Origin of the sequence: Aeromonas sp. 604282 (assembly GCF_049170575.1) — a bacterium.
GTDB lineage: Bacteria > Pseudomonadota > Gammaproteobacteria > Enterobacterales > Aeromonadaceae > Aeromonas > Aeromonas veronii_A.
Window position 1 is genome coordinate 18,184 of sequence record NZ_JAAKMV010000007.1, and the last position, 21,916, is coordinate 40,099.

Below are 21,916 nucleotides of genomic sequence, written 5' to 3' on the forward strand. Positions count from 1 at the left end.
TTTCATTTGCGACGCCGTCCTACTTCTCGATGCTGCTGCCCAGCTCATCCGGGCGGGGAGCGGCTGGCGGGTGACCATTGCCGTTGCCATTGCGCCAGTTCTCCAGCCGGTTGTGCACCCCGCGGCGCAGGCTCTTGAAGCTGGTCTCCAGATAGTCGACGCCGACCAGGATGGAGAGGGTGACGCCGGTGAGCAGCAGCGCCTGATGGAGCATCTGCATACCGATGAGGGCGCCGAGGGCGGCCAGCATCCAGACGGTGGCGGCGGAGGTGACCCCCAGCACCTGACCATCCCGGGTCATCATCACCCCGGCACCTAGAAAGCCGATGCCGGTGATGAGCTGGCCCAGCACCCGTGCCTGATCGGCGCTCTGGGGGCTGAGGACGGCGCCGATGGCGAGAAAGCAGTAGGTGCCGAGGATGATGAGCGAGGAGGTGCGTATGCCGACCGGCTTGCCGCGCAGCTGGCGCTCCAGCCCTACCAGAGTGCCGCACACCAGACAGACCAGGATGTTCTCCCAGCCAAGGGGTGCAATGTCCCACCAATCAGTCGTCATCATATCCACCTCTGCAATCGATGCTTGTTGTTATCCGGCCGCGCTCTGCCCCCGGTTCTCCAGCCGCTGGCGGAAGGCACGGGCCAGTCGCTCGTAGAGATCCTGCGCCTCCTTGTCTTCAATATCGCCACGTATCCAGGGATTGTCGATGATTTCCAGCAGCACGCAGTCGCGCCCCTGCTGGCGCAGGTCGACCCCGAACAGGCCGTTGCCGAGCTGATGGACGGCGCGGCGGGCGGTTTGCAGCACCCGTTCCGGTACCTCGTTGAGCGGCAGCGCCTCGATGCGGCTCATGTCGAGAGGGTGTTTGCGGCGGCGAATGCGGTTGCCGGGCTCGGGCCGGAAACGGCGGCAGGCAAACAGCGGCGAACCGTCGAGAAAGCCGATGCGCCAGTCGAACTCGGCGGGGATCCGGCTCTGCACCAGCAGCAGGGCGGAGCGGGCCAGCCCCTCGTCCAGCAGGCGAGCCAGCTGCTGCTCGTCGCTGGCCATGGCCAGATCTCGCCCCTGCGCCCCGTCGGGCACCTTCACCATCAGTGGCAGGCCGAGCCGTTGCACCAGCTCGTCCACGTGGTGGCGGCCGCGGCGGGTCACCACCATGGTGGGCGGCATGGGCACGCCGCTGCGCACCATCAGCTCGTAGAGATAGAGTTTGTTGCTGCAGGCGAGGATGGCGCGGGAGCTGTCGATCACCGGCATCTTGAGCTGCTCGGCGCGGCGGGCAAATTCGAAGGTGTAGTGGCCGACCGCCGTCTCGGAGCGCAGCCAGAGGGTATCGAACTCCGGCAGCCGCTCGATGGCGGACGGCGCCAGGATCTCGGCCCGGATCCCCTGCGCCGCGGCCGCTTTGATAAAGCGCTCCAGCGCCACTGCATCGCTGCTGGCGCGGCCGTCGTTGGGGTCGACCAGAATGGCGAGTTGGTAGAGTGGCGCCGCCTGCTCCTCGTCGCCGGTGCCCACCAGTGCCTGGGCGTGGTGCAGCATCAGCTCTTTCTCGCTCGGGCTCAGCGCCAGCGGTGACAGGCTCTGCTGCTGGCGCACCGACCAGCCGTGGCGGCCGCGCTTGAGGGTCAGCTCCTGCAGCGGCAGCTGGCTGAGGCCATAGTAGTAGCGGGCCAGCCCCGCCAGCTCGCTCAGTTCGCTCTGGCCGAAAATGGCGCGTACCCGGATCCTGTCTTCGCTCTGCTGGGCCAGCCAGCCCTGCAATTTTCGCCACAGCTTGGCCGGTGGCTGTTGGGGCTGCAACTGGCTGATGGCCTGCAAACCCGGCAGACAGTGGTGGCCGCGGGCCTGGGCCAGCAGCGAGCAGTAGTAGCCGGCGCTGAGGTGTTCCAGATTGCGGCAGAGGTTGATGATGCGGGGGCGGCCGCCGGTGGTGGGCACCCCGTGTTGCAGATAGGTGCGGGCGGTCAGCAGATAATCGGCATGGCAGGGCCAGTCGCCCAGCTCTTCGACGATGACGTAGGTACTCATATTTTTCGGCTCCACAGATGAAACTGCCTTAAGCGGCAGGATCCCCAGTGGGCTTCGATGCACCGACAAGCACGACAATGGCGCGAGGGGAAACAAGAGGTTACAGTGCCTAATATTCTGCCTTGGTAACTTGTGACACAAGTCGCATTTTTGGTGCTGAGGATAAATAACCGAACAAGGACTCCCCGTGTTGACCGTCCGCGCCGCCCGACCCAGCGATCTGGGCGCCATCGTTAAACTGGAACGCTACTGTTTTCCTCCCGAGGTCGCCTTTGGCCGCAGTCGCTGGCACTATCTGCTCGCCCAGGCCAGAGGCCGCACCCTGCTGGTGCTGGATGAGAAGGAGCAGCTGATGGGCTATCTCTGCCTGCTGGAGCACAAGGGGTGGGACCGCCTCATCGTGCAGACCCTCGCCATCCGCTGGACCATCCGTCGTCAGGGCTGGGCGCGGCGCCTGCTGGAGCAGGTGATCCGCGAAGGGCAGGAGGCTGGCTGGGGGGCGATCCGGCTGGAGGTGGCGGATGCCAACGCCGAGGCGCTGGCGCTCTATCGGGGGCTGGGGTTCAAAGCCACCCAGCGGCTGCCCGACTACTATGGCCCCGGTCAGCATGCCCATCGGCTGGTGCTGAAGCTGGCCGGAGAGAGGAGAGAAGAGGAGAGGGGATGAGCTGCGACAACTGTCTCGCCACCGCCATCAGGGCCAAGCTGGGGCGCTGCCCGGTCTGCGCCGGCCAGACCTTTGCCATCGGCATGGTCGGCTGGCTGGTCTGGTGGTGGTGTGGCGCCGACACCTCGGTCAACGCCCTCACCGCCCTGCTGTTTGCGCTGGGTGGCTCGGCCCTCTTGCTGCTCCATCTGGCGGTATTTGTCTGGCGCAAGGCGACCGGACGTGAATTGAGCGATGAATAAATCAGATTGGTTTCAACAACATAAATAACAATATCGGTTGAGATAATGGAGGTTCAGATGATAGCAATGGTAACGGGCGCCTCGTCCGGTTTTGGTGAGTCCATCAGCCGCCAGCTGGTGCAGGCGGGCTACAAGGTGATCGGTACCGGTCGCCGCGCCGAGCGGCTCGCTGCGCTGGCCGACGAGCTGGGCGAGCAGTTCCTGCCGCTGGCGTTCGACGTGCAAGACAAGGCGGCCACCCGCGCCGCCATCGCCGCTCTGCCGGCCGAGTGGAGCGAGGTGGATCTGCTGGTCAACAACGCCGGTCTGGCGCTGGGGCTGGAGCCGGCCCACAAAGCGGATCTGGAAGATTGGGAGCAGATGATCGCCACCAACATCAGCGGTCTGACCCTGCTCACCCGCCTGCTGCTGCCGGGCATGGTGGCGCGCAATCGCGGTCACGTCATCAATATCGGCTCCATCGCCGGCACCTACCCCTATCCGGGCGGCAACGTCTACGGCGCCACCAAGGCGTTCGTGAAGCAGTTCAGCCTCAACCTGCGTGCCGATCTGGCGGGCACCGCTATCCGCGTCACCAACGTGGAGCCGGGCCTGTGCGGCGGCACCGAGTTCTCCAACGTGCGCTTCCACGGTGACGATGCCAAGGCGGCCTCCGTTTATCAGGGGGTGGAAGCGATCCAGCCGGAAGATATCGCCAATACCGTGCTCTGGGTGAGCCAGCAACCGGCCCATGTCAACATCAACAGCATCGAGATCATGCCGGTGGCGCAGACCTTCGGCCCGCTCAATATCAGCCGTCGCTGATCGCTGCATTGGCTGAAACAAAAGAGGCTCCCAAGGGAGCCTCTTTGCGTTGGCGAGCCGATCACAGGCTCATGATCTTCTTGAACTCCTCCGGCGAATACTTCTTCTCGGTGCGCTTGGTCAGATCCGTCATCAGCTTGTAGCGCAGCGTTTTGGCCATCTGATAGGTCTGCTCCAACTGGCCATAGGAGTAGTCGGCAGCCAGCCCGATGGCGGTAGCCTTGTCGCTGGCGTAGGCCTGCTTGAGGCTCTTGTCGAGCAGGGCCACCTCCTTGTAAAGCTTGCGGCTCTCCTTGCTCCAGATGCTGCGCAGCAGCGGCAGGTACTTGTCCGGATCGGCGCTGGCCAGCGCGGTCAGGCTGCGGAACTGCCAGTAGGCGGAATCATCGGAGTAGCTGTCGCTACCGGTGCGATAGGGCAGGGGGTAGGATTCCAGGGTGTTGTAGAGCGGCACCATCACAGATTCAGCCAGCACGCCGTAGCTCTGCCAGATCAATCCCTGCAGCTCTTTGGGCATCTCCTTGCGCAGCTGGATGACGTGGGATTCCAGCTGGCGATCGATGCGGATCGGCCGCTCCGCCTTGCCCGCCAGCGGCGTGCCCTCATAGGTGGCGCTCAGCAGTTTGGCTACGTCCGGCACGGCGATGGGGGCATCCGGCTTCATAAAGAGCGGATATTGCGCCTGCCGGGTCGGCTGCGGGTGGCTGGCGGTCAGCATTTTCTGGCCGAGCCACTCCCGATCCACGTTGTAGGGGTCAGCGATGACCCCGAACGCCTTGGCGAAGTTGAACTCTTTCGGATCGGCTTTATCCAGCAGTTTGTGTTCGCGTACAAACTCCAGCAGCTTGGGCGAGTGCAGCACATCGGCGCTGTCGAGATTGACGCCGTGGATGCGCAGGCCGTTGGCCACCATGGCGTAGCTGTCGTCCGGCACCCGCACCGCGATCCAGTGGTGGCCGGAGCCGATCTCCATCAGCCAGGCCTCGTTCACATCCGCCAGATAGAGGCTGTTGCCCTCACCGGCGCCATATTGCTCCACATAGCGGCCAAGCAGCTCGACCCCCTCTTTGGCCGTCTTGGCCTGCGGCAGGATCAGGGTGGGGATGATGGCTTCAATCACTCCCTTTTCGATCAGCGGATCGGCTTTCTGGGCCTTGTCGTTGACCTCGGCACTGGTGGTGGCCGAAATGGCGACGTTGAACTCGTTGATGCCGCGCTCCTCGTAATACTTGCCGTCGGGGTCGCTGGCTGTAGCATCCCAGTCACGAATAGCTGAGTAGGCGAAGAAGGCCTTGGGCATCGGCACTTCCAGTCCGTTGCCCAGCTTCCAGACCTTGCCCTCGTTCTGCTGCGCGGGCCGGAAGGCGAGGTACTTGTTCCAGTTGTTGACGCCAAAATCCTCGTTTCTGGCGATCATCACGCTGCCATCGGCACTGGCCCCCTTGCCGACGATAAGGCCGGTACAGGCGTCGGCACTGGTGCCAAGCAGGGTGAGCAGGGTGGCGGAGAGAAGACTCAAGGTGTGTTTTTTCATCGTTATGCCCGAAAGGTTGCGGTGAGTGAGAGTCAGACGAGGGGATGAGGTGTGGGGAGGCCGCAACTCCGAACTGGCAGCGGAGCGAGCACGGCAGATTGGTCTGCCTGTTATTGGTTTGACAAACAGATCATCCATGACACGGCTGGCTGGTTGTTATGTGCGCCAAAATTGTATGCCTCGCTGGTTGTTTGTTTTGTGATCGACGGAGCGTTCCTGCGGTTTATAGGGTGCAGTGTTTGTGGGGCAGCGGTATGTGTCGGAAATCGGGGTAAAAGCAGCGGATGAGTCATGATTCTGACGCTGCGTCGGGGCTGTAACCGCTGCCAGGCTTGCCAGCGCGGGGATCTCACCCAATCTGACAAGTTGGCCTGTAACTTGCTGGTTTTATTGTCAAAGGTGGGGCCAGACCCCATACCGCCGCATTCAGTCGGCCCGCTCCGGCGGGTCGGCACACAGAACGGGAGTCTTCATGGATATCAAACCCTACAGCCAGCAGCTTGCCCAGAGCGCCTCCAACAACCGCGCCCTCGCCACCCTCAACAGTGCCAGTAGCGGTGGTCAGGGTGGTGGCTGGGAGGAGATGGTCAGCCTCTCCACCCAGCGCATGACCGGTCAGGCCCAGCAGGTGCTCACCTATGAACATCTGGCCAAGAACAGCAAGTTGCCGCCGGCGCTCGACATGAGCTCCGACAAGGGGGGCGTGGTGCAGCAGCTGGTGGATAAGGCACTCGGGTTTGATCGCAAAAAATTCAACGAGATAGAAGACAAGCTCAAGGCTATCGCCGACAACAAGAAGCTGACCCCGGAAGAGCGGGCTGAGCAGAGCAAGCCGCTCAATGAGCAGAAAGATGCGATGCTGAAAGAGGCAATGGATCGCCTGACCGGCAAGAAGAGCTCATCCAAAGATGAGGCCAAAACCGCCTGAGGGGTTGCCGGCACGACTCAAACGGCAATTCGTGGCTAGGGGGGCAAGCACTTGCCCCTGTCGGGGTTAAGTGAACTGCGCCATGCAACAAGCTGCGCAGTAAAAAAGGGAGGGCAGAGCCACTCCCTTTCTGTTTGAGCAAGAGCGGGGCTGGAACAAGTCAGCCACGCTATCTCTTTTCAGGCGCTATTTCTTTTCAGGCACTATGTCAATCCCCACTGCCTGGGTCTGGACGGCCTTGATCTGATCCCCCTGGGCGATCAGGGCAAGCTGCGCCGGGTCGTGTACCTTGAGCATCAGGGTGTGATCCACCCCTTTGACCGTGATGGTCTGCTGCGCCTTGTCGACGGCGATGACATCACCATAGAGGGTCACTTTTCTGGCCACGCCGGCTCCCGGTTTCTCACCCGCTCCGGCCTTGTCGGCAGCCACCTCCACGATCCGCTGTCTGACGCCCGCCCCGCCCTTGATGAGCTCCAGATCCAGCATCTGCAGATATCTGAGCGCCACCGTATCGCCCACCTTGAGGTTGGCCAGATTGGTGACCTGTTCACCGGCGATGATATCGAACGCTTCACCGGCGGCATTGGTTAGGCTCACCTTGCGACTGGCAATGTCGATGGCGGTCACCTTCGCCTGGGCGTATACGGCCTCCACTATGTTGGCCTTGCCGGGGGCCGTGGCGACGTCGGCGGTGACCTCGGCGGCCTGCGTCAGCGTGGTTGAGAGGGAGAGCAGAGCGGCAATCCATGCATGTTTTAGTTTCATGTGTCAGACCTTGTGAGCAAAGGAGTTGGAAGGGGCAGCGCCGGGATGGAGCAAGGCAGCACTCCCAGCTCCCGAAGAGACCATAGCAAAGCTGCCAGGAGACCATAGCAGAGCCGTCGCTCTTTATTTCGCAGGCAGCCTGCTCAATATGCAATTTGATAGCCGGCTCCCGTTTTTTGACCTGTCGGGATCGTGGGCGCACAATGTCCCCGCATTGATCAAGTCGAGGAGCCCGCCGTGTATAACTTCCAATATGCCAATCCGACCCGCATCTGTTTCGGTGAGGGGCAGATCGCCAGCTTGCCCGAACTGATCCCGCCCGGCAGCCGACTGCTGGTGCTCTACGGCGGTGGCAGCATCAAGCAGAACGGGGTGTATGAGCAGTTGACCCGGGCGCTGGAGGGGGTGACGTGGCAGGAGTTTTCCGGCATCGGCGCCAACCCCAGATTCGAGTTGTTGATGGAGGCGGTGGTGCAGGTGAAACGCGAGCGCATCGACTTCCTGCTGGCGGTCGGTGGCGGCTCGGTAGTCGATGGCACCAAGTTTGTTGCGGCCGCCGCCTGCTACGAGGGGGATGATCCTTGGGATATCTGCGGCAAGCAGGCGAGCGTGCACAAGGCGCTGCCGATGGGCTGTGTGCTGACCCTGCCGGCGACCGGCTCCGAGAGCAATCCCACCTCGGTGGTGAGCCGGGGAGATGTGAAGATCTCCTTCAGAAGCCCGCTGGTGCAGCCGCAGTTTGCGGTGCTCGACCCGACCACTACCTACAGCCTGCCGCCGCGCCAGACCGGCAACGGGGTCGTGGATGCCTTCGTCCATATCGCCGAGCAGTACCTCACCTTCCCGGTGGGAGGCGAGGTGCAGGACAGACTGGCGGAGGGGCTGCTGCAGGTGCTGGTGGAGAACGGCCCCAAGGCGCTGGCGGAGCCGACCAACTATCAGGTGCGGGCCAATCTGATGTGGGCGGCCAGTCTGGCGCTCAACGGACTTATCGGTTGCGGGGTGCCACAGGATTGGGCCTCCCACGCCATCGGCCATCAGCTGACGGCGCTTTACGGGCTCGACCATGGTCAGAGTCTGGCGGTGGTGCTGCCCGCCCTGCTGCGGGAGCGGGCTGCGCAGAAGCAGGATAAACTGGCCCAGTTTGCCGAGCGGGTGTGGCATTCGACCCGCGAGGACAAGGCCCTGCGCATCGAGGAGGCGATCATCCGTACCGAGCAGTTCTTCCAGAAGATGGGGCTGGGCACCCGGCTGGCCGACTATGGCCTCAGCGAAAGCTGCATTCCGGCGGTCTGCTCCAACCTCAAGCGGGTGGGGCGCACTGCGCTCGGTGAACAGCAGGATATCGATCCGGATCGGGTGGCGCGCATTCTCGCCCGTGCGTTATAAGCCTGCGCCGGTTTGTTTCCCTGGCTGATTCATTTTCCCAATTAAAGAGGGCCGCTTGTTGCGGCCCTCTTGCATGACGGGTTAGCCGATCACTCGGTACGCGCCTTGAGATAACCGGCGTAATCCGGGATCTGCACGCTGAACGCCTGGCGCATGTGGGGGCTGTCCATGATGAAATCAGCGGTCGCCTCGTTGGTGGCGACCGGGATGTTCCAGACTGCCGCGAGGCGCAGCAATGCCTTCACGTCCGGATCGTGGGGCACCGCATTGAGGGGATCCCAGAAGAAGATCAGCACGTCGATCTTGCCCTCGGCTATCAGGGCGCCGAGCTGCTGGTCGCCCCCCATGGGGCCGGAGAAGAGACAGGTGATGGGCAGTTGTGCCTGCTTACCGAGCATGGTGCCGGTGGTACCGGTGGCGTAGAGGTGGTGGAGCTTGAGCTCCTCCTTGCGCCGCATCACCCAGTTCAGCAGGGGGGTCTTCATGTTGTCGTGAGCCACCAGCGCCACTCGCTTGTGGGGCGCCATCTCACGGGCGATCTGTTCCATGGACATCATCCGTAGCAGTGTTGTTTGAATAGAGCCGTATCCTAATCGAAAGCGGCGCCCGTTGCCTTGCCGGGCGCCGTAACTGTGATCACTTCGACTGTTCAATCCACTGCTTGTTCTTCTGCTCCAGCACCGAGATGGGCAGCATGCCGTATTCCAGCACATGGTGGTGGAACGCCTTGAGGTCAAAGCCTGTGCCCAGCGCCTGCTCGGCCGACTCCCGCATCCGGATCAGCGCCAGCTGGCCCGCCTTGTAGGAGGTCGCCTGGCCGGTGTAGGCCATGTAGCGCGGCACTTCGGAGCTGATGTCCCCCGCCCCCAGCGCCGAGTTCTCCTTCATGTAGTTGACGGCCTGATCGTGGCTCCAGCCATACCAGTGGATGCCGGTATCCACCACCAGCCGCATGGCCCTCAGCATCTCCTCGTTGAGGCGGCCGAAGTACTGCAACTGGTTGTTGAAGGCGGACGATCCCTCGACCTTCACGTCCCCCACCGCCGGATCATAGAGACCGCGCCCCTGATAGAGCCCCATGTCGTGATCCGCCAGGTATTCGGTGTAGAGCGCCCAGCCCTCCGCATAGGCGGTGTAGGAGGCGTTCGCCACGTACTGCGGGAAGTCGGGATCCTTGGCGGCCAGCTCCTGGGCGATGGTGATCTGGAAGTGGTGACCCGGCGCCGCCTCGTGGGCCAGCAGGGTGCTGATGTTCCAGCTCTGCAGACCATAGGGGTAGTAGGTGTTGAGGAAGAACTGCCCCTTGCGACCGGTCTGCGGGTTGCCGTCCTGATACCAGGCGACCCCGCCGTATGGCGCATCTTCATAGGAGACGGGCACCACCTCGTAATCCAGCTTGGGAATGGTACGCTCGGCATCGAAGAAGTCCGGCAGCACCAGCGCCGCCTTGCTCTTGAAGGCGTTGTACTCCTGCAGTGCCCGCTCGTGTTCGGCCAGCGCCTGTTGCTGCGGCCCGCTCAGGGTCGCCCCGGCTGCATTGTCCGGGTTGAGGCCGGCAGACCAGACCGCCAGCGGATTCTGGTAGAAGAAGGCCGGCTCGTTCAGATAGCGGAAGAAGGCGTAGATCTGGCCGCTCTGCTTGCTCTGGGCCACGTCGTCGCTGTCACACTTGCCGACGGTATGGCACACCTTGACCATGGCGCCGAAGATCCGCTCCACCTCGCTCAGCCCCAGCGCATGCACCTGCTCCGGCGTCATGTCGGTGGTGGTGTGCTTCTTCAGCAGCCAGCGATACCAGTCGCGCCCGTTGGTCATGCCGCAGAAACCGTCGTCGCACTCGCCGCTGCCAAGGCGCACCGCATAGGCGCCGCCATGCTGGTAATCCAGGTAGTCGCGCAGCGCCAGATAGCGGCCGTTGATGCTGTCCAGCACCCCCTTGTACTCGCTGCGCAGCGCCTCGTCCGCCTCTCCCGGCAGTTGCTGCCAGCCGAGATAGGCGCCGGCGATCGCCTCCCCATCCAGCTTGCTGTTGAGCTGGGCCAGCAGCCGGTCCACCAGCTCGTCCGGCAGGGTGTTGCCCTGAGCGCTGCCCAGTTCGAACTGGTGCGTCACCTCGGCAAGGTAGCCGTTATAGGCCTTGAGCCAGGTGAGGTGCTCCTGATACCAGGCCAGTGGCGCGGTAGCGGCCCTCGCCTTGCTCACCGGAACCGGGGCTGCGGCCGGGCGATCGATATCGCGCCGCCAGGCGGCATCCCCCGGTGCGACCCGCTCGGCCGAACTCTGCTCGAAGTAGTCGAAGCCACTCTCGACGGTGCGGGCGGCCCTGCCACTGGCCGGGGCGGCCCCCACCTCATCGGCCAGATCCACCACCCGGTTGCGGAAGTGATGGATCGGGATCTGGGACTGGGGCAGATCGTAACCCGCCAGGTTGATCTGCAGATCCCAGCGGATCATGTCGTAGAACAACCGGTCCCGTTCGCTCAGCACGCTCGAGTCTAGGGCATCCAGCCGTTTGAGCAGGGAGCTGTCGAGGGCCTTGCGCTTGGCGATGCTAGCGGCATCGATGGCAAAACCGTAGGGGTCGAGCGCCTGGCCTTCGCGCAGGGCCTCGTCCATGGTCTGCATCAGAGAGGCCTTGGCGGCGGCGGGATCCGCCGGGGCGTTGGAGCTGTTGTCGTTGCAGGCGGCAAGAGAGAGGGCAATGGCGCAGGCTAGCGCGAGCTTGTTGGGTAGGAAGTGCATGATGTAGTCCTTTCACATGTTGTTATTGTATGTCCCTGTGAGGGGCTCCAATAGTGCAACTCCCAAGCGTCTGTTTTTGCGATCTGATTAACAAAAATACGCTTATTTTTCATGCTGATAAGTGGTGTGAAAAGCTATGCAGCCAGACATTAAAAAACCCGCCGCAGCGGGTTTTTTAACCGTTTTTTCATGCCATAACTATTCAGGATGAACCGTGGTGCAGTTGCGACTGCTGGTAGTTCTCCAGCCCGATGCGATCGATGAGATCGAGCTGGGTCTCCAGCCAGTCCACGTGCTCCTCCTCGTCTTCCAGGATCTCCTGGAACAGGTCGCGGCTGATGTAGTCTTGTACCGACTCGGCATAGGCGATGGCTACCTTGAGGTCGGGGATGGCATCCATCTCCAGCGACAGGTCGCAGCGCAGCATCTCCTCCACCGTCTCGCCGATGCGCAGCTTGCCCAGATCCTGCAAGTTGGGCAGTCCTTCCAGAAACAGCACCCGTTTGACCAGCTCGTCGGCGTGTTTCATCTCATCGATGGACTCGTGATACTCCTTGTGCCCGAGCGCCTTGAGGCCCCAGTCATCGTAGATGCGGGCATGCAGAAAATATTGGTTGATGGCTATCAGCTCATTGGCCAGTACCTTGTTGAGGTGGGCAATGATCTTGGGATCTCCTTTCATCGACAGTGCTCCTTGGTTCGTGCCTGAGGCTGAGATCCTTAGAGCTTAGTCCAGAAAAGTGACAACAAGAGGTCCAGCGAGCTAGCTCGCCTGCGGAAAGGGATTGAAAAGACGGGCCGGTTTTACCGGCGACAGGCCCTGCTCAGGCCACCTCGTAGTAGAGCGGCGCCTGTTCCAGCTCGGCCTTGTCCAGTTCGGCGGCGATGATCTCCATGGTCATGCGCACGCATTTGCCACACTGGGCGCCCACCTCGAGCGACTGCTTGAGCTGGCGGAATTCGCTTTTACCTGACTGCACCGCCTTGCGGATCTGGGTATCTGTGATGCCGCGGCACAAACAGACGTACATGATGATTACCTCTTGTGGAATGACATGAAATCTAAATGAGAATGGTTCGTAGTGCAAATAACCATTGGTAATAAGATCCCCCGCTTGCCAGCCATCAACCCCTTGGTGACAATGCCCTGTCACTGAGGAAAACATCATGCTCAAGAAACTGTTCACTGCCCTGTTTGGCGGCCAGCCCGCTGTGGTCGCCGAAGTCACTCCCACCGAATATGCCGGCTATCTCATCTACCCCGAGCCAATGGCGGAAGGGGGCCAGTACCGGTTGGCTGGCCGCATCACCAAAGAGCTGGACGGCGTGCTGCAAACCCACCGTTTCATCCGCTCCGATCTGTTTGTCAATCCGGCCGATGCCGAGCGTTTCATGGTGCAGAAGGCCCACACCTTTATCGATCAGATGGGAGATCGCATGTTCGAGCCCCGCAAACCGGCTGACAGCCAGGCTTCATGACTCTGCAAGAGGTCGCCTTGCTGCGCGAGGCGCTGGCCCGCGCCGGTGAGCGGCGCCTGATCTGGCTGGAGGGGGAGGAGGCCGACTGCATTGCCCGCGCCCAATCCCTGCTTGGTGAGACCGTCTTCTGGCTGGGTGCCGGGCCCGAGTGTTATGCCCCGCAACCCGCCGCCAAGGCGCTGCAGCGGCTCGGTCAGGAGTGCGACACGCTGGTGTTCAACGCCTTCAGCGGCTTTCACCCCGATGCGTTCGGGGCGCTGGCTGGCACTCTATGCGCTGGTGGCTTGCTGTTGCTGCTGACCCCGCCCAGAACACAGTGGCATGCATGGCCGGATCCTGACCGGATCCGGCTGGTGGCCCAGCCGGAGGAGGCGGGCCGGGCCGGCCACGGCTTTATCGCCCGACTGGTTCGGTTGCTGGAAGGTGATCCAGCCCTCTCTCTGGAGCCGCCGGTTTGCGCGCAGCCATGGCAACCGATTGGGCCCGAACGCAGGCTGAGCAGCGATCAGGCACGGGCGCTGCCCGCCATCCACAAGGTGTTGCACGGCCATCGTCGTCGGCCACTGGTGCTGAGCGCCGACCGCGGTCGTGGCAAGAGTGCGCTGCTGGGGCTGGCTGCCGCCGAGTTGCTGCGCCAGCAACCCTCGCTGAACATAGTGGTGACGGCCCCCTCACAGGCAACGGTAGCGACCCTGTTTGCCCACGCCGCTCGCGGGCTAGATACTACGCCTGAACAGCTGACCGGACTGAGCTACTGCTCGCCGGATCGGCTGGTGCACGAGGCGATGAATCCCGATCTGCTGCTGGTGGATGAAGCGGCCGCCATTCCGACCCCGCTGCTCGAGGCCATGCTTGCCCGCCACAGTCGCATCGTGTTTGCCACCACCGAGCACGGTTACGAGGGGACGGGGCGAGGTTTTCACCTGCGCTTCAAGCGTGTGCTCGATAGCCAGACCCCGGAGTGGCAGGAGATCCGCCTCTCTGAACCCATTCGCTGGAGTGAGCGTGATCCACTGGAGCCGCTGATTTTCCGCCTGCTCGGCCTCAATGCCGAAGTCGCAATGCCCTTGCCGCCGACCAGCCCGAGCTGGCGTCTGGTCAATCAGGAGGCGCTGGAGAGCGACGAGACGTTGCTCAACCAGCTGTTCGGCCTGCTGGTGCTGGCTCACTACCAGACTACGCCGAGCGATCTCAGATCCCTGCTGGAGAGCCCGGATCTCGACATCCATCTGCTGGAGCAGGACGAGAGCCTGCTGGGTGTGGCCTTGGTGGCGCGGGAAGGGGAGATAGAGCCCGAGCTGGCCGAGGCGATCTGGGCCGGTCGCCGCCGTCCGCGCGGCCATCTGCTGCCCCAGTCGCTGCTGGCCCACGCCGGTTTCAAAACGGCGGGGGGGCGCAGATACGCCCGGGTGATGCGTATCGCCATCCATCCCGAGCTGCACCGGCACGGACTGGGTTCGCTGCTGCTTGGCAGGCTTGAAGAACATTATCGTCAGGTGGGGATCGATTACCTCGGTTCTGCCTTTTCGGCCAGCGCCGACCTGCTCCCTTTCTGGCGCAAGGCCGGGCTGGAGGTGCTGCGCATCGGCCTGCAGCGGGATGCCGCCAGCGGCTGCCACGCAGCCCTGCTGCTAAAGGCGCTGAAACCCGAGCATGAGACCGAGTTGAATCAGTGGCAGCTGCGTTTTGTACGCCAGCTGCCGACCCTGCTGGCGGGTGAGCTGAAAGGATTGGAGCCCGAGTTGGTATGGCAATGCCTGCAAGGCAGCACCGTCACCGCGGCTGAGCTTGGCGAGTTCGAGCGTGACGAAATTGAGTGCTTTGCCCTGCATCACAAGCCGTTCGAACTGAGCCAATCCAGCTTGCAGCTGTGGCTGGCGCGCAATCTGGCTGTGCTGGGTTCACTGACTCCTGAAGAGCGTTATCTGCTGATTGCCCCCATCTGGCAATATGCCGACTGGGGAAGACTGGCTGCGAGGTTGCAACTGGCGGGCAAGCCCGCCGTGATCAAGAGGTTGCGGGCGCTGCTGGCGCGTCTCCTGATCTCCTCTACCACTCGATAGGTTTGCCCTGCCAGTCGAGAAAGCTCAGTTCGCCATCCGGTTGCAGCCGGCTCATCAGGTTAATCAGATGGTCGGCTACCAGTTCGGGACTCTGCACATTTCCTGGCGGTACATTGGCGTGAAACGGGCGAGAGAGTTGGGTATCCACTGTGCCGGGATGGAAGGCCAGCAATTTGACGCCGGGGGCCCGCCGGGCCAGCTCGATGGCGGCACACTTGAGCAGCATGTTGAGGGCGGCCTTGGATGCACGATAGCCATACCAGCCGCCCGCTCGGTTGTCGCTAATGCTGCCGACACGAGCGCTGAGAACGGCTAAAGTGCAGGGCTCGCGGCCAAACAGCGGTAACAACTGGCTGATCCAGCGCAGCGGCAGCAAGGCGTTGGTCTGGTAGAGGCGGGTCATGGCATCCAGATTGATTGCTTCTAGTCGCTTCTCTGGCTGGATCTCCCCCTGATGCAGGATGCCATTGCAGATCACCACCCTGTGCGGTTTCGGTGCAAACTCCGCGATGCGGGCTACCGCAGTTGCCATCTGCTCATCGCTGTAATCACAACATAGCCAGTGCAGAGCCGGCGACGAGAGGCCCGCAGGTGCGGGCTGACGGCTGATGGCAATCACTGGCCCGACACCAGCCGCCAACCAATGTGTCACCAGAGCTGCCCCGGTCCCGCCAGAAGCGCCAATCACGATTATGCCTTCACTCATCTCAGGCTCCTTGTGAGTGCATGATGGATTTCACCATCCGCCAACTTTGTCCTGATTGGCAGATACGCTAGTGCCAGCCTGCGGGATCAAGCGGTTAACGCTGCAATCTTGCCGAGATCCGAGCTACTGGGCGAATTCCATTCCTATACTGAGGGAAAACCGCAGCAGAGTGCTGCCTGCGCAACCAGAACATGAGAGTCACCATGATGGCCAAAGACGGGGAAGAGCGTAAATCCATTCTGACCGAGAGCGGCACCAACGAGCTCGAGATCATCGAATTTCACCTCAAGAAGCAGCTGCCGGACGGGCGCGAAAAGATTGCCTACTACGGGATCAACGTCGCCAAGGTGCGCGAGGTGATCCGGGTGCCGGAGACTACAGATTACCCCAATGCCCAGCGTCATATGGTGGGGGTATTCTCCCTGCGGGATCGCCTCATCCCGCTGGTGGATCTGGCTGGGTGGCTCGGCATCAAGACCAACCCTGACCCCAGCCACAAGGTGGTGATCGTCACTGACTTCAACAAGATGGCCAACGGTTTTCTGATCGACAGTGTCAGCAGGATCCACCGGGTCTCCTGGGAGGATGTGGAGTCCCCCAGCCAGTTTCTGGAAGCGGGGGAGAACGACTGCGTGGTGGCTGTGGTCAGGCGCGATGGCAACCTCATCATGATCCTCGATTTCGAGAAAATCATCGCCGACATCAATCCCGAACTTAGCATGGAGAAGTACGACGTCACCCAGGACCGCAAGGTGCTCATCGACGATCGCATGATGGCGCTGCGCCAGGGCAAAACCATTCTGGTGGTGGACGACTCGGCCTTTATCCGCAAGATGATCGAGACCACCCTGCGCACCGCTGGCTACAACGTGATCACGGCCAAGGACGGGGGAGAGGGACTGGAGATGATGACGGATTTCGATCGTCTGGCCCAGGAGGAGAGAATGCCGGTGACCGGCTTCGTCAATGCGGTGATCACCGATGTGGAGATGCCGCGCATGGATGGCATGCACCTGCTCAAGCGGCTGCGGGACACCCCCTCCTACAAGGAGATGCCCATCGTGATGTTCTCCTCCCTGATGAGCGATGACAACCGTCAGAAAGCGCTGCAATTGGGGGCCAACGATACCATCACCAAGCCCGAGATAGGGCGCATGGTGGGGATGATGGATCACATGCTGCTGGGAATTGCCCCGCCTTCGCCCGCCAACAACATCTGACCTGCCATTAAGTTCCAATTGGCCGGTCGAATCCACTGACCGGTGCCTCAAGCGGCCACTCCTTGCCAAGGTGTGGCCGCGCTGTTTTGGCTATTTGCTGCGATCCCGACGCCCCTTGTCTCCCGGATATGATTTGTGTAATGATAATTATTATCATTTGTTGGTGTGAAGCATATGACAGCAACCTGGGTGAAGGGGTGGGTCGAGTCGACCGAAGGTGGCAGCAGCATGAGTCACTGGAAACAGCAGACCCGAGAGGGTAATCGGCTGTTTGACTGCGGCGAGTATCATCAGGCGTTGGCTCATTATCAGCAGGCGCTCTGGCTGGCTCGTCAGCAGTTGGTTCAGTGGCACGACGCGGATGAGGCGGTGGCTGCGCTGGTTGTGGCTCACCACAATCTGGCGGATCTGCTGGTGGCCATGACTCTGCCCGATCGCGCCGCCGACCTGCTCTGCTATGTGCACGACTGCCTGCTGGCGACCTGTCACTCCCCCGCTTGCTCCTCTCGCCTGCGAGAGGCTGCATTGCGCCATACCCGCACAACTCGTGCCGAGTTGCTGACGTTCGTACAGCGCCACGGCAGCCACGCCGGGATCATGCGTTCGCTCGGTCACTGCCTGTGTCAGAGCGAGCCCTCATCCCGGCTCCATTAATCCGAACAGAGGTCATCATGAGCCATACTCTGCCAGCCCTGAACTATGCCTACGACGCACTGGAACCCCATATCGATGCACTGACCATGGAGATCCACCATAGCCGTCATCACCAGACTTATATCAATAACCTCAACGCCGCACTGGAAACGGCGCCCGATCTGGCCGCACTGCCGGTAGAGGAGCTGCTGAGCCGCTTCGACACCCTGCCAACCGCCCTGCAGGGAGCGGTCCGCAACCATGGCGGCGGCCATGCCAACCACTCCCTGTTCTGGCTGGTGATGAGCCCGCAGGGGGGCGGTGAGCCGGGCGGTGAGCTGGCTCTGGCCATCGAGCGGGAATTGGGGGGATTCGATGCCTTCAAGCAGGCTTTCACTCAGGCGGCTCTGAGCCGCTTTGGTAGTGGCTGGGCCTGGCTGGTGGTGGACAAGGCGGGCAGATTGCAGGTGGAGAGCAGTGCCAACCAGGATAGTCCCCTGATGCATGGCCATACCCCGATCCTGGGGCTGGATGTGTGGGAGCACGCCTACTATCTCAAGTACCAAAACAAGCGTCCTGACTATATCGCTGCCTTCTATCAGGTGGTGGATTGGGTCGAAGTGGCCCGTCGCTATCAGGCGGTGAGAGGCTGACCTGGTCGCTGGGAATGGGTGTGCAGGCTCACCGCCACAACCCGCGCTGTAAATAACAAGACCCGCCAGTTGGCGGGTCGTCTGTTTATGGTGCGGCTGTACTAGTGCTGGCGGCTGAATGGGCCACCGGCAATGTGGGCAAGGCCGCGCTGGACGCCTCTGCGGCGGTTTCCATCGCGGGTTGGGCGGGAGTGACCAGCTCAGTCGTTGCCGCTGCGGATACAGCAGGAGTGACTTGTTCAGTCACGGCCGAGGCAGATGGAGTAGCCGACTCGGTGGCAACCGCGGCAGAGACTGCCGCTGGCTTGGCCTCATCCACCGCCGGTTTGGGTTGTTTTAGGCAGGGTTGCAGGCTGCCGATGGTGCTCAGTGACTGGCAAGGCACAGGCAGACCGATGGGGACCGGTGCCCCGAGGAACTTGGGCCCCTTGTCCAGCACGTAGAGATCGACCAGCCCCATCAGGCGGGCAAAGACTTCCCGCACCCGGGTGCGGATCCCCTGATAGGCGCTGGGATCCTCGGCATTGAAGCCAACCGCATCGATACCGAAATGGCGGGCGATGAAAATGGCCCGCTCGTTATGAAAGCCCTGGGATACCACGGTAAAGCGCTCCTGACCGAACACCTCCTTGGCGCGAACCACTGAGTCTAGGGTGCGGAATCCGGCGAAATCCATATAGATTGCGGAAGCGGGGATACCCGCCTTGATCAGGGCGCGACGCATCTGGCGTGGCTCGTTGTACTGCACGGTGGCGTTGTCACCGGAGACGATGATGAAGTCCACCTTGGCATTGTTGTAGAGCTCGGCCGCCGCCTTGATGCGGTATTTGAAGTAGTGGTTGGGGCCGCCACCGGAGAGATATTTGGAGGTACCCAGCACCACCGCAACCCGGTTGTAGGGCACCTCGTCCACCTGATCGTAGGTGTAGTGGCGGGCATCCGAGACGATCCATTCGCTATAGGCCAGCACCGAGGCAATCAGTGCCAGCAGTATCAGCAGGCAGGCGAGGAGGATCTTGGCAAACTTCTTCATGCGTGGTGCGGTCAGGGTCTGAAAAGGGGGTGGCTCTCGGCATTCTATTACAACTCGGCCGCCGGCGTCAGGCTTGATAACGGGCGGGCACCTCATTCGGGCAGAGGTTGTCGCAGCAGAGGTCGGGAAAGCGGGAGGATAAAGCGAGGGGCTGCGGTGGCAGCCCCTCTGGTCGGTGAAGGTCTATCAGTGGGCGGAGTCGTTACCCTTGCAGGCGTCTGACTCCTTGTTTGCTTGCCACCAGGGCAGCAGATCCCGGGCGAGCCATGCCTGATAGGCGTCGCTGTCGTTGGCGATCAGCCGGTCCAGCTCCCCTTCGAAGTCGCTCATCGCCTGCTGCCGATCCGGATTGCGCAGCGCCTGTGCCAGCGTCAGCCAGCTGGCGCCGCGACCGGTGTCGTTAAGGAAGCGGTGCACGGTATAGGACCAGGAGTAGACCATCTCGCCACCCTGGTCGTAGTCAAGGTGGAGGATAGCCGCCAGTGTCGGACGCTGGTTGGCGGGGCGGTTTGCCACGTTATCCAGACCCCGGGCAAAGCACTGGCCGTGGGCGATGTACTCAGCAATCCCCTCGGCCCACCAGGTGGTGCGGTTGAGCGGATAGTGGCCGAAGCTGCCGTACTGGTTGAAGCGGCCATCCAGATAGTGAACGTACTCGTGGCGCAGGTTCCACACCTGGAAGGCAGGGCGTTTCCACTCTGCCTCATAGGCGAAGAAGCGGGCCTGATTGCCGGGACGAGCTGGATCCCCCTCGATGTAGATGCCGCCATTGTCAGTGGAGACACCAAACAGCGCGCTGCCGTAACGGCCCCAGTCGGCGGAGGAGTTGAAGATCACCAGCTCCAGCGCCTCGTTGTGATCATCGGCCACCGGTTGCCAGCCTGTCTCCATCTGCTGGTGGAAGCGCTGCTCTTCATCACCCAGCTCGCGGCAGATCCCTTCGGCCTGAGCCTGGGTCAGATCCTGAGCACGCAGACGCAGGGTTGGCGAGCAGGTGTGCTCGAACGGCAGAATATCTTCCATGCGGATCGGGGTACAAAGCCCGGCGAACTCACCGCTGACACAGGCTTCGCTGGTGCGATCCGTGTAGGTGAGGTAGTAGCTGGAGAGGGTCAGGGAGACCTCTTCCAGCATGGCAGCCGGATGCTGTCCACCCGGGATCAGCCCTTGCTGGCGCATGATGGCGATGACATCGCGATCCAGCTGCTGGCGATAGGCGATCGCCTTATCCGGGCTGGTGTGATGGAGATAGCGCATCATCTGGTAGAGGCGGCTGTGGGCATCGAGGATGTTGTTGAAGATAAACAGATCCCGTGAGCCATCGCGCTGTTTCCAGAGGGCCAGCTCGCTCAGGCCCAGTTGCAGCAGGCTCTGGCGCAATGCCGCCTCCTGTTGCAGCACAGCTGCGCTGAAGTCTGCCTGCTGACCGTAAGAGGCGCTCTGATCGACCAGATTGAGCAGCTCGAACAGGCCATCGGCCCAGGGTTTGTGGCCATTGATCTGTGCCGCATGTTGCACCGCATAGCCGAGCGCCTGGTTGAGCTGGGCCAGCATGGGGGCGGCACTCTGGCGGAAGGCGGCTTGGCCAAGTTGTCCCTGCGCCGCCACGCTCCAGGCTTCCAGCACTGTGCCAGCCTGATCCTGTGGTTCGGCACCCAGCAGCAGGGGGTGGTTGAGCAGATCAATCATTACCCCGGCTAGAGCCCGGGCGGCCTGATCACTCTCTTTGCCAACGCCGCCATGGTAGTTATGGGCGCGCACATAGTAGAGCAGCTTGTCCATTGCCGGATGGGTCGGCTGGTTGGCCGCCAGCAGGGCACGCATGCCGCGAACCACCGCCATCAGCTTGGCGTCATCGTGGCCGTAATCCGCCTGCCAGGCAGGGCTGTTCTGGCCGCTCACGTCGGCCACCAGTTTGGCGGCATCGCTGTCGAGCAGATCCACATCGGGCTGCTCTGGCTCGGAGCAGAGACGACCGTTGGCGCGGCGGCACTCCAGCTGCTCCTCCTTGCTGGCCAGCACGATGGGGCGATTGAGCACCCGACTCTCCTGCCACGCTTTGCTCTCTGGCAGGGGTTGCCACTCGCCGCCAGCGACCGGGTATTGGTAGCCGCTATCTTGCAGCGTTACCTGAACCTCGCTGCCTGCAGGGATCACCTGACGGCAGATGCGATAGCGGATGGTGTTGCTCCCCTCCTTGCGTTCCTGCGGCTCATCACACTCCTGCTGAGGCGTGAGCTGATCCAGCTGCCACTGATAGCGGCGCCAGACGTGGATCTCGCTGACCTGAGCGGCAGCCTGACTGCCTGCCACAGGTTGCAGACGGAAAAAGATCTGCTCCAACCGGCCATCCCGCTCACTCGGGGTCTCTTCAAGTACCTGCAACTGCTGCCAATCCTGCGGCTGATAGTGCCACTCCGACTCGGTGCAGCGGCCCTGCGCGTTGAGTTCGCAGCGATCCAGCTCCCTTTCGCTCTGACCCAGGATGATGGCTTGTGGCAGCGGCAGACGATCCTGCCGCTGGGCGGTCGGCGTGCCCGCCAGCTGCTCCCAGCGACCCTGCTTGAGGCCATAACCAAAGTCATAACTGCTGGCGGGAATGAGCTTGCCCGCCGGAATCCGATCTTCACAGCGTACGAAGCGGATCTGCCAGCCCGCATCTACCTTGAGCTGCGGCTCGCCACACTGCTGTTCGGCCAGTGCGGCGAGATCGCTGCTCTGCCAGTCGAAGCGACGGTAGACCCTGAGCTGCTGATAGGGGGCGTTGCTGCTGCGCGCCTTGAGCTCGTAGGTGATCTCGGTGATGCGCGCAGCCAGTTGCCGGCTCGATTCGCCAGTCAGCTGATACTGTCGCCAGTCATTGGGGGAGTAGTTGGCTTGCGCCGAGGATGTAGCCAAAAGCAGGGGGCCTGCCAGCAGCAGCCACCCGGTACCTGAACGGTTCATTTTTATCCCTTTGTTGTTTGTGTATTGTCTTGCGAGTAATCGCAAAGCAATCTAAATGGTTCCAAAGGGATATCAACTTT

21 protein-coding genes are annotated in these 21,916 nt (G+C 62.1%); 10 read left to right on the forward strand and 11 right to left on the reverse strand.

The window, feature by feature from the left end:
- Nucleotides 1-19 precede the first annotated feature (19 nt).
- On the reverse strand, nucleotides 20-559 hold the full coding sequence (locus G5367_RS10070; RefSeq protein WP_421244082.1) for an MgtC/SapB family protein: 540 nt from the start codon (nucleotides 557-559) through the stop codon (nucleotides 20-22).
- Between the two features lie 27 nt (nucleotides 560-586).
- Complete coding sequence (locus G5367_RS10075) at nucleotides 587-2,029, reverse strand: RimK family protein (RefSeq protein WP_421244081.1); 1,443 nt, start codon at nucleotides 2,027-2,029, stop codon at nucleotides 587-589.
- Between the two features lie 187 nt (nucleotides 2,030-2,216).
- Here G5367_RS10075 and G5367_RS10080 point away from each other — a divergent pair, with 187 nt between their 5' ends.
- Genes G5367_RS10080 through G5367_RS10090 form a run of 3 tightly spaced genes read left to right on the forward strand, consistent with a single transcriptional unit; the run spans nucleotide 2,217 to nucleotide 3,742 of the window.
- Nucleotides 2,217-2,696: a GNAT family N-acetyltransferase gene (locus G5367_RS10080; RefSeq protein ID WP_005341517.1), complete on the forward strand. Its 480-nt coding sequence runs from the start codon at nucleotides 2,217-2,219 to the stop codon at nucleotides 2,694-2,696.
- Nucleotides 2,693-2,938 (forward strand): DUF3624 domain-containing protein, encoded by a 246-nt coding sequence (locus G5367_RS10085; RefSeq protein WP_064335363.1) that lies wholly within the window; start codon nucleotides 2,693-2,695, stop codon nucleotides 2,936-2,938. The genes G5367_RS10080 and G5367_RS10085 overlap by 4 nt, the downstream gene beginning before the upstream one ends.
- 57 nt (nucleotides 2,939-2,995) lie before the next feature.
- The gene (locus tag G5367_RS10090) at nucleotides 2,996-3,742 is read left to right on the forward strand and encodes an SDR family oxidoreductase (protein WP_123172293.1); all 747 of its coding nucleotides are present in this window, start codon (nucleotides 2,996-2,998) and stop codon (nucleotides 3,740-3,742) included.
- A 61-nt stretch (nucleotides 3,743-3,803) separates the two neighbouring features.
- Here the strand turns inward: G5367_RS10090 and G5367_RS10095 are convergent, their stop codons facing one another.
- Nucleotides 3,804-5,276 (reverse strand): C69 family dipeptidase, encoded by a 1,473-nt coding sequence (locus G5367_RS10095; RefSeq protein ID WP_421244080.1) that lies wholly within the window; start codon nucleotides 5,274-5,276, stop codon nucleotides 3,804-3,806.
- Between the two features lie 472 nt (nucleotides 5,277-5,748).
- Here G5367_RS10095 and G5367_RS10100 point away from each other — a divergent pair, with 472 nt between their 5' ends.
- Nucleotides 5,749-6,204, forward strand: coding sequence for a hypothetical protein (locus G5367_RS10100; RefSeq protein ID WP_033115559.1), 456 nt, complete (start codon nucleotides 5,749-5,751; stop codon nucleotides 6,202-6,204).
- 186 nt (nucleotides 6,205-6,390) lie between these two features.
- On the opposite strand, the gene G5367_RS10105 is transcribed toward G5367_RS10100, so the two are convergent.
- On the reverse strand, nucleotides 6,391-6,972 hold the full coding sequence (locus G5367_RS10105; protein WP_421244079.1) for a hypothetical protein: 582 nt from the start codon (nucleotides 6,970-6,972) through the stop codon (nucleotides 6,391-6,393).
- A 237-nt stretch (nucleotides 6,973-7,209) separates the two neighbouring features.
- Here G5367_RS10105 and G5367_RS10110 point away from each other — a divergent pair, with 237 nt between their 5' ends.
- Nucleotides 7,210-8,361 carry an iron-containing alcohol dehydrogenase gene (locus tag G5367_RS10110; protein WP_421244078.1) on the forward strand — a complete coding sequence of 384 codons (1,152 nt, stop codon included), beginning with the start codon at nucleotides 7,210-7,212 and terminating at the stop codon, nucleotides 8,359-8,361.
- An 89-nt stretch (nucleotides 8,362-8,450) separates the two neighbouring features.
- Here the strand turns inward: G5367_RS10110 and G5367_RS10115 are convergent, their stop codons facing one another.
- The 4 genes from G5367_RS10115 to G5367_RS10130 form a co-directional block, all read right to left on the reverse strand.
- Nucleotides 8,451-8,909 (reverse strand): methylglyoxal synthase, encoded by a 459-nt coding sequence (locus G5367_RS10115; RefSeq protein ID WP_005354960.1) that lies wholly within the window; start codon nucleotides 8,907-8,909, stop codon nucleotides 8,451-8,453.
- An 88-nt stretch (nucleotides 8,910-8,997) separates the two neighbouring features.
- A complete protein-coding gene (locus G5367_RS10120; protein WP_421244077.1) occupies nucleotides 8,998-11,103 on the reverse strand; it encodes a DUF885 domain-containing protein in 2,106 nt (701 codons plus the stop codon).
- Nucleotides 11,104-11,305: 202 nt separating this feature from the next.
- On the reverse strand, nucleotides 11,306-11,785 hold the full coding sequence (gene bfr, locus G5367_RS10125) for a bacterioferritin (RefSeq protein WP_005335967.1): 480 nt from the start codon (nucleotides 11,783-11,785) through the stop codon (nucleotides 11,306-11,308).
- Nucleotides 11,786-11,927: 142 nt separating this feature from the next.
- A complete protein-coding gene (locus G5367_RS10130) occupies nucleotides 11,928-12,134 on the reverse strand; it encodes a bacterioferritin-associated ferredoxin (RefSeq protein WP_216980044.1) in 207 nt (68 codons plus the stop codon).
- A 136-nt stretch (nucleotides 12,135-12,270) separates the two neighbouring features.
- Between G5367_RS10130 and G5367_RS10135 the strand changes: the two genes are divergently transcribed.
- Nucleotides 12,271-12,582, forward strand: coding sequence for an HlyU family transcriptional regulator (locus tag G5367_RS10135; protein ID WP_335828513.1), 312 nt, complete (start codon nucleotides 12,271-12,273; stop codon nucleotides 12,580-12,582).
- A complete protein-coding gene (locus tag G5367_RS10140) occupies nucleotides 12,579-14,645 on the forward strand; it encodes a tRNA(Met) cytidine acetyltransferase TmcA (protein WP_421244076.1) in 2,067 nt (688 codons plus the stop codon). Before G5367_RS10135 ends, G5367_RS10140 begins: the two co-directional genes overlap by 4 nt.
- On the opposite strand, the gene G5367_RS10145 is transcribed toward G5367_RS10140, so the two are convergent.
- Nucleotides 14,632-15,351, reverse strand: a complete 720-nt coding sequence (locus G5367_RS10145) for an SDR family NAD(P)-dependent oxidoreductase (RefSeq protein ID WP_421244075.1) — start codon at nucleotides 15,349-15,351, stop codon at nucleotides 14,632-14,634. The two genes, G5367_RS10140 and G5367_RS10145, sit on opposite strands and share 14 nt — an antisense overlap.
- 203 nt (nucleotides 15,352-15,554) lie before the next feature.
- Between G5367_RS10145 and G5367_RS10150 the strand changes: the two genes are divergently transcribed.
- The 3 genes from G5367_RS10150 to G5367_RS10160 all read left to right on the forward strand — a co-directional run bounded on the left by G5367_RS10150 (nucleotide 15,555) and on the right by G5367_RS10160 (nucleotide 17,857).
- Nucleotides 15,555-16,571, forward strand: a complete 1,017-nt coding sequence (locus tag G5367_RS10150) for a chemotaxis protein (protein ID WP_100644989.1) — start codon at nucleotides 15,555-15,557, stop codon at nucleotides 16,569-16,571.
- Nucleotides 16,572-16,745: 174 nt separating this feature from the next.
- Nucleotides 16,746-17,225, forward strand: a complete 480-nt coding sequence (locus tag G5367_RS10155) for a hypothetical protein (protein ID WP_005354955.1) — start codon at nucleotides 16,746-16,748, stop codon at nucleotides 17,223-17,225.
- Nucleotides 17,226-17,242: 17 nt separating this feature from the next.
- Nucleotides 17,243-17,857 (forward strand): superoxide dismutase, encoded by a 615-nt coding sequence (locus G5367_RS10160; RefSeq protein WP_421213287.1) that lies wholly within the window; start codon nucleotides 17,243-17,245, stop codon nucleotides 17,855-17,857.
- 85 nt (nucleotides 17,858-17,942) lie between these two features.
- Here the strand turns inward: G5367_RS10160 and G5367_RS10165 are convergent, their stop codons facing one another.
- Together G5367_RS10165 and G5367_RS10170 are read right to left on the reverse strand one after the other, a co-directional pair.
- Complete coding sequence (locus G5367_RS10165) at nucleotides 17,943-18,890, reverse strand: ElyC/SanA/YdcF family protein (RefSeq protein ID WP_421244074.1); 948 nt, start codon at nucleotides 18,888-18,890, stop codon at nucleotides 17,943-17,945.
- A gap of 186 nt (nucleotides 18,891-19,076) precedes the next feature.
- Nucleotides 19,077-21,836 carry a collagenase gene (locus tag G5367_RS10170; RefSeq protein WP_421244073.1) on the reverse strand — a complete coding sequence of 920 codons (2,760 nt, stop codon included), beginning with the start codon at nucleotides 21,834-21,836 and terminating at the stop codon, nucleotides 19,077-19,079.
- Between the last annotated feature and the right edge of the window lie 80 nt (nucleotides 21,837-21,916).